The organism is Streptomyces sp. AC1-42W, from assembly GCF_003248355.1.
Taxonomy (GTDB): Bacteria; Actinomycetota; Actinomycetes; order Streptomycetales; family Streptomycetaceae; genus Streptomyces.
The window spans coordinates 2,027,698-2,039,678 of the sequence record NZ_QKWY01000002.1 but is presented as its reverse complement, the minus strand read 5'-3'; the positions used below and the strand labels follow the sequence as shown (position 1 = coordinate 2,039,678).

8 protein-coding genes are annotated in these 11,981 nt (G+C 71.2%); 5 read left to right on the top strand and 3 right to left on the bottom strand.

Annotated features, from left to right (window positions below; all coding sequences use genetic code 11):
• Positions 1-66: 66 nt before the first annotated feature.
• The 3 genes from gltX to DNK56_RS27195 form a co-directional block, all read right to left on the bottom strand.
• On the bottom strand, positions 67-1,539 hold the full coding sequence (gene gltX / locus DNK56_RS27205; RefSeq protein ID WP_111338434.1) for a glutamate--tRNA ligase: 1,473 nt from the start codon (positions 1,537-1,539) through the stop codon (positions 67-69).
• Positions 1,532-2,308, bottom strand: coding sequence for a fumarylacetoacetate hydrolase family protein (locus DNK56_RS27200; RefSeq protein WP_111338433.1), 777 nt, complete (start codon positions 2,306-2,308; stop codon positions 1,532-1,534). Before DNK56_RS27200 ends, gltX begins: the two co-directional genes overlap by 8 nt.
• Before the next feature lie 119 nt (positions 2,309-2,427).
• Positions 2,428-2,607: a hypothetical protein gene (locus DNK56_RS27195; RefSeq protein ID WP_111338432.1), complete on the bottom strand. Its 180-nt coding sequence runs from the start codon at positions 2,605-2,607 to the stop codon at positions 2,428-2,430.
• Between the two features lie 586 nt (positions 2,608-3,193).
• Here DNK56_RS27195 and DNK56_RS27190 point away from each other — a divergent pair.
• The 5 genes from DNK56_RS27190 to DNK56_RS27170 all read left to right on the top strand — a co-directional run bounded on the left by DNK56_RS27190 (position 3,194) and on the right by DNK56_RS27170 (position 11,972).
• The gene (locus DNK56_RS27190; RefSeq protein ID WP_111338431.1) at positions 3,194-6,850 is read left to right on the top strand and encodes a sensor histidine kinase; all 3,657 of its coding nucleotides are present in this window, start codon (positions 3,194-3,196) and stop codon (positions 6,848-6,850) included.
• Between the two features lie 9 nt (positions 6,851-6,859).
• Positions 6,860-7,273, top strand: a complete 414-nt coding sequence (locus tag DNK56_RS27185; RefSeq protein ID WP_006127850.1) for a roadblock/LC7 domain-containing protein — start codon at positions 6,860-6,862, stop codon at positions 7,271-7,273.
• Positions 7,274-7,403: 130 nt separating this feature from the next.
• Positions 7,404-7,811 (top strand): DUF742 domain-containing protein, encoded by a 408-nt coding sequence (locus DNK56_RS27180; protein WP_111338430.1) that lies wholly within the window; start codon positions 7,404-7,406, stop codon positions 7,809-7,811.
• The gene (locus tag DNK56_RS27175; protein ID WP_028444348.1) at positions 7,792-8,376 is read left to right on the top strand and encodes a GTP-binding protein; all 585 of its coding nucleotides are present in this window, start codon (positions 7,792-7,794) and stop codon (positions 8,374-8,376) included. Before DNK56_RS27180 ends, DNK56_RS27175 begins: the two co-directional genes overlap by 20 nt.
• A 347-nt stretch (positions 8,377-8,723) precedes the next feature.
• Positions 8,724-11,972, top strand: a complete 3,249-nt coding sequence (locus DNK56_RS27170; protein WP_111338429.1) for a sensor histidine kinase — start codon at positions 8,724-8,726, stop codon at positions 11,970-11,972.
• Positions 11,973-11,981 lie beyond the last annotated feature (9 nt).

Below are 11,981 nucleotides of genomic sequence, written 5' to 3'. Positions count from 1 at the left end.
GCCCCACGCTAACGCCGGAGGCCGGGCCCCGCGGGGGGGTCCGGCCTCCGGTGTGTGCGCGGGGGGTTACGCGGCCAGCCTGGCCAGGGCCGTGTCGATGCGGGCGATCGTGCGGTCGCGGCCGAGGATCTCCAGGGACTCGAAGAGGGGCAGGCCGATCGTGCGGCCGGTGACGGCGACGCGGACCGGGGCCTGGGCCTTGCCGAGCTTGAGGCCGTGCTGCTCACCGGCGGCGAGGATGGCGGCCTTGAGGGCGTCCGCGTTCCAGTCGGCGGCGAGCAGTGCGGCGCGGGCCGTGACGAGGAGGGCGTCGGAGCCCTCCTTCATCGCCTTGGCCCAGGACGCCTCGTCGCGCACCGGCTCGTCCAGGAACAGGAAGTCCACGTTGGCGGTGATCTCGGAGAGCACCGTGACGCGGGTCTGGGCGTGCGGGGCGATCTCGGCGAACACCTCGGCGTCGAAGGACTCCGGGGCCCAGGGGGCGAACGGCGCCTTCAGCCAGGGGCCGCACGCCTCGGTGAACGCCTTCACGTCCATGCGGCGGATGTGCTCCGCGTTGACGTGCTCGCACTTCTTGAGGTCGAAGCGGGCCGGGTTGGCGTTGACGTCCTCGATGTCGAAGGCGGCGACCATCTCGTCGATGTCGAAGATGTCGCGGTCCTCGGCGATGGACCAGCCCAGCAGCGAGAGGTAGTTGAGCAGCCCCTCGCGGACGAAGCCGCGCTCGCGGTAGAGGTTGAGCGAGGCCTGCGGGTCGCGCTTGGAGAGCTTCTTGTTGCCCTCGCCCATGACGTACGGCAGATGTCCGAAGGCGGGGATGTCCTTGGCCACGCCCAGCTCGATGAGCGCCCGGTAGAGGGCGATCTGGCGCGGGGTGGAGGAGAGCAGGTCCTCGCCGCGCAGGACGTGGGTGATCTCCATCAGCGCGTCGTCCACCGGGTTGACCAGCGTGTACAGCGGGGCGCCGTTGGCGCGGACGATGCCGTAGTCCGGGACGTTCTCCGGCTGCACGGTGATGTCGCCGCGGACCAGGTCGGTGAAGGTGATCGCCTCGTCGGGCATCCGGAACCGGACGATCGACGCGCGGCCCTCGGCCTCGTACGCGGCCTTCCGCTCGGCGGTGAGATCACGGCAGTGGCCGTCGTAGCCGGAGGGGCGGCCGGCGGCGCGGGCGGCGTCGCGGCGGGTGTCCAGCTCCTCCGTGGTGCAGTAGCAGGGGTACGCGTAGCCGCCGGCCAGGAGCTTGTCGGCGACGTCCTTGTAGATGTCCATCCGCTGCGACTGGCGGTAGGGGCCGTGCGGGCCGCCGACCTCGGGGCCCTCGTCCCAGTCGAGGCCGAGCCAGCGCATGGCGTCGAGGAGCTGCTCGTAGGACTCCTCGGAGTCGCGGGCGGCGTCGGTGTCCTCGATGCGGAAGACCAGGGTGCCCTGGTGGTGCCGGGCGAACGCCCAGTTGAAGAGGGCAGTCCGGACCAGGCCGACATGGGGGTTGCCGGTCGGGGAGGGACAGAAACGTACTCGTACAGCTGCGTTAGCCACGCTTGATCACCTTGTTGGTGAGAGTGCCGATGCCTTCGATGGTGACGGCGACCTCGTCGCCGACGTGGAGGGGTCCGACCCCCGCCGGAGTGCCGGTGAGGATCACGTCGCCCGGAAGCAGCGTCATGGCTTCCGTGATGTGGACGACCAGGTCCTCGATGCTCCGGATCATGTCGCTCGTCCGGCCGAGCTGGCGTTGCTCGCCGTTGACGGTGGCCTGGATGGCGAGGTCGCGGGGGTCGAGGTCGGTCTCCACCCAGGGGCCGAGGGGGCAGGAGGTGTCGAAGCCCTTGGCCCGCGCCCACTGCTTCTCGCGCTTCTGGGCGTCACGGGCGGTGACGTCGTTGGCGCAGGTGTAGCCGAAGACGACGTCCTTGACCCGCTCGCGCGGCACTTCGCGGCACATCCGGCCGATGACCACGGCCAGCTCGGCCTCGTGGTGGACCTCGTCGGAGAAGGAGGGGTACTCGATGGCGTCGCCGGAGCCGATCACCGAGGTGGTGGGCTTGAGGAAGGCGACGGGGACGTCGGGGACCTCGTGGCCGAGTTCGGCGGCGTGCTCCGCGTAGTTGCGGCCGATGGCCACGACCTTGTTGGGGAGCACGGGCGGCAGCAGCCGCACCTTGTTCAGCGGGACCTTGGTCCCGGAGAGCTCGAACCCGGAGTACGGGATGCCCTTGATGATGTCGAGGACGAGACCGTCGGGCCCGTCGCCCTCGACCGCGCCGAAGGCGACATTGCCGTCGATGGAGAACCTGGCGATGCGCACGGGTTGCTGTCGCCCCTCACTGCTTGCTGGGTGCCTGAAAACCTTGCCGCTCCAGGCTAGCTCTTCGCCCGGTGGGGACGGAGCGGGCGGCGCGTGAGGGGCGTCCCCGTGCGATGGCGCTACTCCGCGGCGGGCGGGGTGGCGGCCGGGGCCGTCATCAGGATCGTGCGGCGGGGGTTCGCGGTCTGCGCGGGCAGCTGGACCGCGTGCTCACGGAGTTCCGCGGTCTGCAGCGACCCGGCGTCCTCGAGGTGGGCGAGCGTGGTGCGCCGGGGGTTGGCGAGGTTCGTGGAGTTCATCTGCCGTACAGGCCCTGTCGTCGGGGCGCCGCTCGTCCGAGAGGGCGCCGGTTGTCGGTTCCGCCGCCCCAGTAAAGCGTGCGGCCAAACATGTAATTCCCTGCCGGTGGCTGAAAATCGACGCGACCTTTGTGTGAGTTTGCTCACCAACACCCCGACAATGACCCCAATTCGGACACATGGTCTGGACCACCAAAACGGACATGTCACCCCTGAACCTGTCATTCCGCTCCTGATCATGGCGACTGGGACACCCTCACCTCCGAGGAGGCTCGCACCCAATAGTCCGGCATGCCCCAGAACCGCCCATACCGCTTGTCACGTGTCCGTCACAGGGTGTCACCCAGGTCACAGCACGGTACCTGGCCCTTGTTGGAGATCCGCCACTGTGCTGAAATTCCACGCACCGCCGCAGGTTTCACACCGGCGCGCAGGGGGCGCAACGCAGCGCCGAGTGGCGGCGGGAAGGGGAAGAGCGCCGGTCATTCACGACCACCTACATGGGGGCGGCCCAACGCCCCACCACGCCGACACCGTTTCCTCCGTTCACGACGGGGAAGCGCCTGGTCCAGAGGTTGCGACGCTAGTGCAGGGACGTTTCAAGAGGGATGGCAGCGCTCCGGCGGAACAGGAGCCGCGCGGCGGGACCGACCGCGGTTCCTCGCCCCAGCACGCCCAGAACCCCGCACCGGCCGCGGCCGGTGATCACGGCGACCGCGAACGGCACCCCGGTGCCGCGCCGCCCGCCGGCGGCGAGTCCGAACAGGCCACCGCGCCCACGCCGCGGGGACCGGTCGACACCGGCTCGCGCCTGGCGCTGCGCAACTGGCGCATCAGCACGCGCCTGGTCTCCCTGCTGGCCCTGCCCGTGGTCGCCGCGACCACACTCGGCGGTCTGCGCATCAACGACTCCATGAACGACATCCAGCAGCTGGAGCACATGCAGCTGCTGACGAGCATGACGAAGCAGGCGACCGCCCTGGCGCAGGCGCTCCAGGAGGAGCGCGACAAGACGGCGGGTCCGCTCTCCAACGGCGTCCCGGCCACCGACTTCAAGGTCACTCAGCCACGCAAGAGGACCGACCGGGCGAAGACCGCGTTCTTCGCCGCGACGAAGCAGATCGGTGACACCCAGGGCGACGAGACCCTGGAGAGCATCCGCAACAGCGTCCAGCAGATCGCCACACAGGTCGGCACCATTCGCGAGATCCGCAAGGAGGCGTACACCGAGGGCAGTCCGAGCCTCCAGACGGTCGACGCCTACAGCCAGCTGATCACCTCGCTGCTGAGCCTCTCCCAGGACATGGCGCAGGCGACCAGCAGCCCCGAGATGATCAAGCGGACGCGTGCGCTCGCGGCGTTCTCCTCCGCCAAGGAGTACGCCTCGATCCAGCGCGCGGTCATCGCCGCCGCACTGCCGACCAACGACGAGGAGAAGCCCGACCTCGACCGCAACGACCAGCAGTACGGGCAGGCCGCGCAGCGCAAGGAAGCCGCCGCCACCACCACGTTCACCACGATCTACTCCTCCACCGGCCAGAACGCCGAGCAGCTGACCGCGTCGCTGCAGGGCGGGCACCCGGACATCAAGGCGGCGGAGACGTACGCCAAGAAGATGCTGGAGAACCCGGCCGCCGTGAGCGGTCCCGCCTCGCGCCGTTCGTACATGAACTGGTACGACCAGGACACCACCAAGATCAACGCCATGAAGCTGGTCGAGGAGACCCTGCTCAGCGACATGGAGAGCAAGGCCCGCGAGCTGCGCGACGAGTCGCAGCGCGAGGCGATCGTCTCCGGTGCGCTGATCCTGCTCGTCCTCGGCGTCTCCCTGGTCGGCGCCTTCGTCGTGGCCCGGTCCATGATCCGCTCGCTGCGCCGCCTCCAGGACACCGCGACCCGCGTCGCCCAGGACCGCCTGCCCGAGCTGGTCAAGCAGCTCTCCGAGTCCGACCCGCAGGACGTGGACACCTCCGTCGAGTCGGTCGGCGTCCACTCCCGCGACGAGATCGGGAAGGTGGCCGCGGCCTTCGACGACGTGCACCGCGAGGCGGTCCGGCTCGCCGCCGAGCAGGCCCTGCTGCGGGGCAACGTCAACGCGATGTTCACCAACCTCTCGCGCCGGTCGCAGGGCCTCATCCAGCGCCAGCTCTCGCTCATCTCCGAGCTGGAGTCGCGCGAGGCCGACCCGGACCAGCTGTCCTCGCTCTTCAAGCTCGACCACCTCGCGACCCGAATGCGCCGGAACGGCGAGAACCTCCTCGTCCTCGCGGGCGAGGAGCCGGGCCGCCGGTGGACCCGGCCCGTCCCGCTCGTCGACGTGCTCCGCGCCGCCGCGTCCGAGGTGGAGCAGTACGAGCGCATCGAACTGGCCGCGGTGCCCGCCACCGAGGTCGCCGGCCGGGTCGTCAACGACCTCGTGCACCTGCTCGCCGAGCTGCTGGAGAACGCCACCTCGTTCTCCTCGCCGCAGACGAAGGTCCGGGTCACCGGTCACGCGCTGCCCGACGGCCGGGTGCTCGTCGAGATCCACGACACCGGCATCGGCCTGTCCCCGGAGGACCTGGCGGCGATCAACGAGCGGCTCGCCTCGCCGCCCACCGTGGACGTCTCCGTCTCCCGCCGCATGGGCCTGTTCGTGGTCGGCCGGCTCTCCCTGCGTCACGGCATCCGCATCCAGCTGCGCCCCTCCGACTCGGGCGGCACCACCGCGCTGGTCATGCTCCCGGTCGACATCGCCAACGGCGGCAAGCAGCCGGCCCCCAAGCAGGCGCCCGGCCGGCAGGCCCCCGGCGGGCTGCTCACGGGCGGCAACGGCGGCCCCGGCCAGCAGGGCCGGGCCGTCAGCGGCACCGGCGGCCCCCAGCGCGACCAGGTCGCGCCCGGCAGCGGCCCCCGCGCCGCGCTGCCCTCCCGCGACGGCAATCGCCAGAACCCGCCGGGCGGACCGGGCGCGCAGGAGTCGGCGTTCCAGAACCCGCAGGGCCGCCCGGCCCAGGACGGCCCCCGTCAGGGCGGCGGCCTCGCCGGTGCGTTCGGCGGTGCCCGGCTCGGCGCCCGGGGCGACGGCGGCGGCGACTCGAACCGGCCCAGCCTGTTCGACCAGCGGCGGCCCGAGCCGAGCGGTCCCGCCCGGCAGGTCCCGCACCCGCAGCCCCAGCAGCCCCGGTTCGACCAGGGCGGCCAGGACGGCCGCGGTGCCTTCGACGCGCCGCGCGGTCCGGCCCAGGACGAGCGCCGGCTCCCGCCCGTGGGCGGCCCGCGCGCCGAACTGCCCGGCGGCACCCCGGCCGCGGGCGGCCAGGACAACGGCTTCCCGGCCCCGCAGCGCCCCCAGACGACGAGTTGGGGCACCGACGCGCCGCGCGGCCACGAGGAGTCGGAGAACACCGGCGCCTTCCGCCGGCCGGCCGGCCCGCAGTCCCCGGCGGACGACCGTCAGGGGCCCGGTGCCACGGCGGAGTTCGCCCGGCCGGACTTCTCGGCCCCGGCGCCCGGCCGGCCGAACGGCCCGCAGCAGCAGCCGCAGCCGCACACCGGCTCGTACGGCAACGGCCCGCAGAGCCCGGACCTGACGAGCACCTCGCAGTTCGCCCGTCCGGACTTCGGCGCCCCGCAGCAGCCGGCGCCCCGGCCGCGCGACGGGCAGGACTTCGGCGCGCCGCGTCCGCCCATGGCGGCCCCGGCCCCCGAGGCCCCGTTCCGTCCGGCGCTGCCGCAGCAGCCGCAGCAGCCCGAAGCGCTGCCGCCGGCCTCCGGGCCCGGCGACGGCCGCACCCCGCTGTACGACACGCTGGAGACCAACTGGTTCCGCGGTCCGCAGCCGGGTGCCCCGCAGCAGCCGCCCGCCGCACCGGAGCGGTCCCAGGAGTTCCCGTCGCAGCCCGTGCAGGAGCCGCCGGCTCCCGCGCCGCAGCCGCAGCGGACGCTCGGGGACAGCGGTGCGACGAGCGCCTGGCGCGCCTCGCCGAACGACGAGATCGTCCGGCAGGCGGAGCGTGTGAAGAAGCCCGCAGCGGGCGGAATCACCACATCCGGTCTGCCTCGGCGGGTCCCGCGCGCCAACCTGGTGCCCGGTACCGCCCAGCAGCAGGACCATCAGTCCGGCCCGCAGGTCTCGCGGGCGCCCGATGATGTACGCGGGCGTCTGACCAATCTCCGCCGGGGCATCCAGCAGGGGCGCCAGGCGGGGAGCGGCCAGACCGGAAGTTTCCCCCTCGGCCCTACTCACCATGAGGAGCGTTAGTTGAGCCCGATGAGTCAGGCCGCGCAGAATCTGAACTGGCTGATCACCAACTTCGTGGACAACACCCCAGGGGTGTCGCACACGGTGGTGGTCTCGGCGGATGGTCTGCTGCTGGCGATGTCCGAAGGTTTCCCGCGCGACCGCGCCGACCAGCTGGCGGCCGTCGCGTCCGGACTGACCTCGCTGACGGCGGGTGCCTCCCGGATCTTCGAGGGCGGCGCCGTCAGCCAGACCGTGGTCGAGATGGAACGGGGCTTCCTGTTCCTGATGTCCATCTCGGACGGCTCCTCGCTGGCCGTGCTGGCCCACCCGGACGCCGACATCGGCCTGGTCGGCTACGAGATGGCGCTGCTGGTGGACCGGGCGGGAACCGTCCTGACCCCGGACCTCCGTGCGGAGCTCCAGGGCAGCCTGCTCCACTAGGCGACCGTGAACCAGTGACACAGACGATCAATCAAGGAAGACTCAACCCTCGCCCGTCCGGCCGTTTACAGCCCCCCACCGGCCCCTTCAGACGGCAAGCCGACACCCTGCTGTCACGCCCGGAGGATTCATGACCCCGCCACCCGCCTCATCCGATCCGTACGGCGCGTCCAGTCACGCGTCGTACGACAGTGAGGGCGACCAGCCGCTGGTCCGTCCGTACGCCATGACCGGCGGCCGGACCCGACCGCGCTACCAGCTAGCGATAGAGGCCCTGGTCAGTACCACGGCCGATCCCGCGCACATGGGGACGCTGCTGCCCGAGCATCAGCGGATCTGTCAACTGTGCCGCGAGGTCAAGTCGGTGGCCGAGGTTTCGGCCCTGCTGTCGATGCCCCTCGGTGTGGCGCGGATTCTCGTGGCGGACCTGGCGGAAGCCGGCATGGTGGCCATCCACCAGCCGGGCAATGGAGAGGCCGGCGGCGCGCCGGATGTGACACTGCTCGAAAGGGTGCTCAGTGGACTTCGCAAGCTCTAACGGCGGCGCGGCGACTCGGGCCACCACCTCGGCGAAGATCGTCGTGGCCGGTGGGTTCGGCGTGGGCAAGACCACGTTTGTCGGTGCCGTCTCGGAGATCAATCCGCTGCGCACCGAAGCCGTGATGACGTCCGCCTCGGCGGGCATCGACGACCTGACGCACACCGGTGGCAAGACCACCACGACGGTGGCGATGGACTTCGGCCGCATCACGCTCGACCAGGACCTGATCCTGTACCTCTTCGGTACGCCGGGCCAGGACCGCTTCTGGTTCATGTGGGACGACCTGGTACGCGGCGCCATCGGCGCCGTCGTGCTGGTCGACACCCGCCGGCTCGCCGACTGCTTCCCGGCCGTCGACTACTTCGAGAACAGCGGGCTGCCGTTCGTCATCGCCCTCAACGGCTTCGACGGACACCAGCCCTACACCCCCGACGAGGTCCGCGAGGCCCTCCAGATCGGTCCCGACACCCCGATCATCACCACGGACGCGCGGCACCGCGCTGACGCGAAGAGCGGTCTGATCACGCTCGTCGAGCATGCGCTGATGGCCCGGCTCAAGTAGCCGCAAGTCGGTATCTGCGTACGGTAGTTACCGTAGTCACACGGGGGCGGGCTGTGTCCTTTGACACGATCCGCCCCCGCCTTCATAACGTTTCGAAAGAGAATTGCCCCGCAATCGACACCGGATGCGTACGAGCGGTGTCACTGCGCTCACATGAGCCCCGCCTTTTGGCGGGGCTCGCTCTTTATGCCCGATTTATCCGAGGCGTGAGCCACTCGGAATCGCTGATTCCGCCTGTTTGGAACGCGGCCCCGGGCCGTGCTGCAATTCCACCGACTCCCGAGTAGTACGGCCCTGAACGAAAAAACGGCACAGCGTAGGTGCCGAGCCGAGAGGTTGTTGGTCGAGTGAGGCGTAACAACGAGGGCTCCCCGGCGCAGGCGGAGCGGGGCAGCTTCACCCCGCCGCCCCGTGCCGCGGCGCCGTCCGCCGAGGTGTCCGAAGGGGCACTGCCCGCAGGTGGCAGCACCAGCCGGCTGTCCCCGCGCAACTGGCGGGTGCCCACCCGGCTGAACGCGATCCTGCTCATCCCCGCCCTGGTCGGCCTGGTCATGGGCGGTTTCCAGGTGAAGGGCTCGATCAACACCTGGCAGGAGGCCCAGGACGCGGAGAAGACCGCGCTCATCGTGCGGGCCGCCGCCGAGTACGGGCAGGCCCTGCTCAACGAGCGCGACCTCACCGCGCAGCCGCTGCTGTCCAACGAACGCGAGGACGAGGTCGTCACGCAGACCCGTGCCGCGACCGACGCCGCCGCCGAGAAGTTCGACGAGGCCGTCAAGGGCATGCCGGCCAAGGAGGGCCTCCAGCGCCGCCTCAAGCTGTTCGAGCTGGAGGAGCCCAAGCTCCCGCAGCTGCGCAAGGCGGCCTACAGCGCGGCCATGGACCCGGTGAAGACCGAGGAGGGCTACGTCCAGGTCCAGCACTCCCTGATGGAGTTCTGCAACGAACTGGGCCTGGGCACCGGCAACATCACCAGCTACGGCCGTACCGTCTACGCGATCGAGCTGGCCAAGGCCGCGGAATCGCTTCAGCGCTCCATCGGCATGCACCTCCTGGTCCGCCCCAGCAAGGACGAGGCCAAGTTCAACGACCAGGTCAAGGCGTTCGGTTCGTACAACTACCTGGAGCAGATCGCCCTCGGTGAGTTCACCTCCGGCGGTACGGAGGCCGACGCGGCCCGGCTGAAGAAGGTCATGAGCGCCAAGGCCGCGGCCGGCGCCGCCGACCTCAAGGCCGCCAAGGCGAAGGCCGCCGCGGCCGGGGTGCCGTTCGTGGCCCCGCCCACCATCGACGGCTCGGCCTACGACGGCATGGCCCGGGAGATCGGTCTCGGCCGCTCCCCCGAGGAGCTGAAGGCCAAGGGCATCACGCCCGACACCTGGATGGCCGCCGCGACCGCCAAGTTCGACGGCTACACCACCGTCGAGGACGAGCTGGTCGACAAGGCGGTGGCGGAGGCGGCGGAGATCTCGTCCGACGCCCGCACCGACGCCGTCGTCAACGCCACCATCGTGCTCGTCGCCCTGCTGGCCGCGTTCGTCGTCGCCGGGTTCATGGCCCGCCAGATGAGCCGCTCGATGCGCCGGCTGCGCACCGCTGCCTTCGGCATCGCCGAGCAGCGGCTGCCCGCGCTGGTCGACCAGCTCTCGCGCACCGACCCCGGCCGGGTGGACACCCGGGTGCAGCCGATCCCGATCAACTCCCAGGACGAGATCGGCGAGGTCGCCCGCGCCTTCGACCAGGTCCACCAGGAGGCGGTCCGGCTCGCGGCGGAGCAGGCCATGCTCCGGGGCAACGTCAACGCGATCTTCACCAACCTCTCGCGCCGCAACCAGTCGCTCATCGAGGGCCAGCTGACCCTGATCACCGACCTGGAGAACAACGAGGCCGACCCGGACCAGCTGGAGAGCCTGTTCCGGCTGGACCACCTGGCGACCCGTATGCGGCGCAACGGCGAGAACCTCCTCGTCCTCGCCGGCGAGGAGCCCGGCCGCCGCTGGAACCAGCCGGTGCCGCTGGTGGACGTGTTGCGGGCCGCCTCGTCCGAGGTGGAGTCCTACGAGCGCATCGAGCTGTCCGGCGTCCCCGAGACCGAGATCCACGGCCAGTCCGTCACCGACCTCGTGCACCTGCTGGCCGAGCTGCTGGAGAACGCCACCACGTTCTCCTCGCCGCAGACCAAGGTGCGGGTCACCGCGACCCGGCTGCCCGACGGCCGCGTGATGATCGAGATCCACGACAAGGGCATCGGCCTCACCGCCGAGGACTTCGCCGACATCAACCACAAGCTGGCCAACCCGCCGACGGTGGACGCCGCCGTCTCGCAGCGCATGGGCCTGTTCGTGGTCGGCCGGCTCGCCGACCGGCACGGCATCCGCGTCCAGCTGCGCCCCTCGGGCGAGCAGGCCGGCACCACCTCGCTGGTCATGCTGCCGGACGCGATCACCCACGGCGGTGGCGGCGAGGCCCCGGAGCAGGACGACTTCACCGTCTCCTCGATCATCCCGCAGCAGGACCTCGACGCCCAGCCGCACGAGCGGCTGCGCACGGCGGCCGAGCTCGGCTTCGACGACTCGCGCTACGAGGAGGCGTCCGGGGAGACCGGCCGGCTCGACCCGGTGGGCCGCTCGCTGGCCCGCGAGGAGCGCCGGGCGGCGCTGGAGGCCCAGACGGGCGCCGGTGAGCGCCGGCCGTTCCCGCAGCAGCCGGAGCAGGGCCAGGAGCCGCCGCAGCAGCAGCCGGAGCAGCAGGCGTACCCCGAGCCCGGCTACGGCCAGGACGCGTACGCCGAGACCGGCTACAGCCAGGACCCCTACGCCGGAAACGGTCAGGAGGTCTACCCGGGCGCCTCGTACGAGGGCGGTTACGACCCGTACGCCGCCGGCGCCGGCTATGCCGCGCAGCCCGGCTACGACGCCCCCCAGAACGGCTATGCGGAGGCGGCATACGCGGCCCCCGCGACCCCCGAGCAGGGCTATGACGAGCAGTACGGCGTCCAGCCCCAGCAGGAGGAGTGGCCTGCTCAGAGCGCGTATCAGGGTGGCTTCGAACCGGTCACGCAGGCGGAAACGGAATCTGCGGCGAGCGCTCCCGCCGAGGAGCGGGAACGCGTAGGCTTCGAGCGTTCGGGCCCCGCTCCGAGCGCCGGCCACGAGCTGACCGACGCCGGTCTGCCGCGCCGGGGCAGCCAGCAGCACTGGCAGCCCACGGGCCGCGGCAACAGCCGGCCCGGCCCCGTGCGGGAGGACGCGCGGCAGGAACCGCCGCAGCGGCCCGACCCGGCACGGCAGGCCGCCGGGGGAAACAACGGAACCGACGGTTCCGACGACTGGCGCTCGGCCAACGACGAGCGCTGGGAGCGGGCCGAGAAGCTCCGGGAGCCCAAGGCGGGCGGGATAACCCCGTCCGGTCTGCCCCGGCGCGTACCCAAGGCCAATCTGGTCGAGGGCACGGCGGAGCAGACCCAGCAGGACGGCCCCCAGGTCTCCCGCGCCCCGGAGGACGTGCGTGGCAGGCTGAGCAACCTGCGACGCGGTGTCCTGCGGGGACGCAACGCGGGTGCCGACACAAGTACTACCTACAACCAGGAGCGTTAGTGTGAGCCC

What these genes read in the sequence shown, in the direction of transcription:
- DNK56_RS27180 (WP_111338430.1), top strand. Translation starts at nt 7,404, where the DNA reads ATGACCCCGCCACCCGCCTCATCCGATCCGTACGGCGCGTCCAGTCAC.
- DNK56_RS27185 (WP_006127850.1), top strand. Translation starts at nt 6,860, where the DNA reads ATGAGTCAGGCCGCGCAGAATCTGAACTGGCTGATCACCAACTTCGTG.
- DNK56_RS27195 (WP_111338432.1), bottom strand. Translation starts at nt 2,607, where the DNA reads ATGAACTCCACGAACCTCGCCAACCCCCGGCGCACCACGCTCGCCCAC.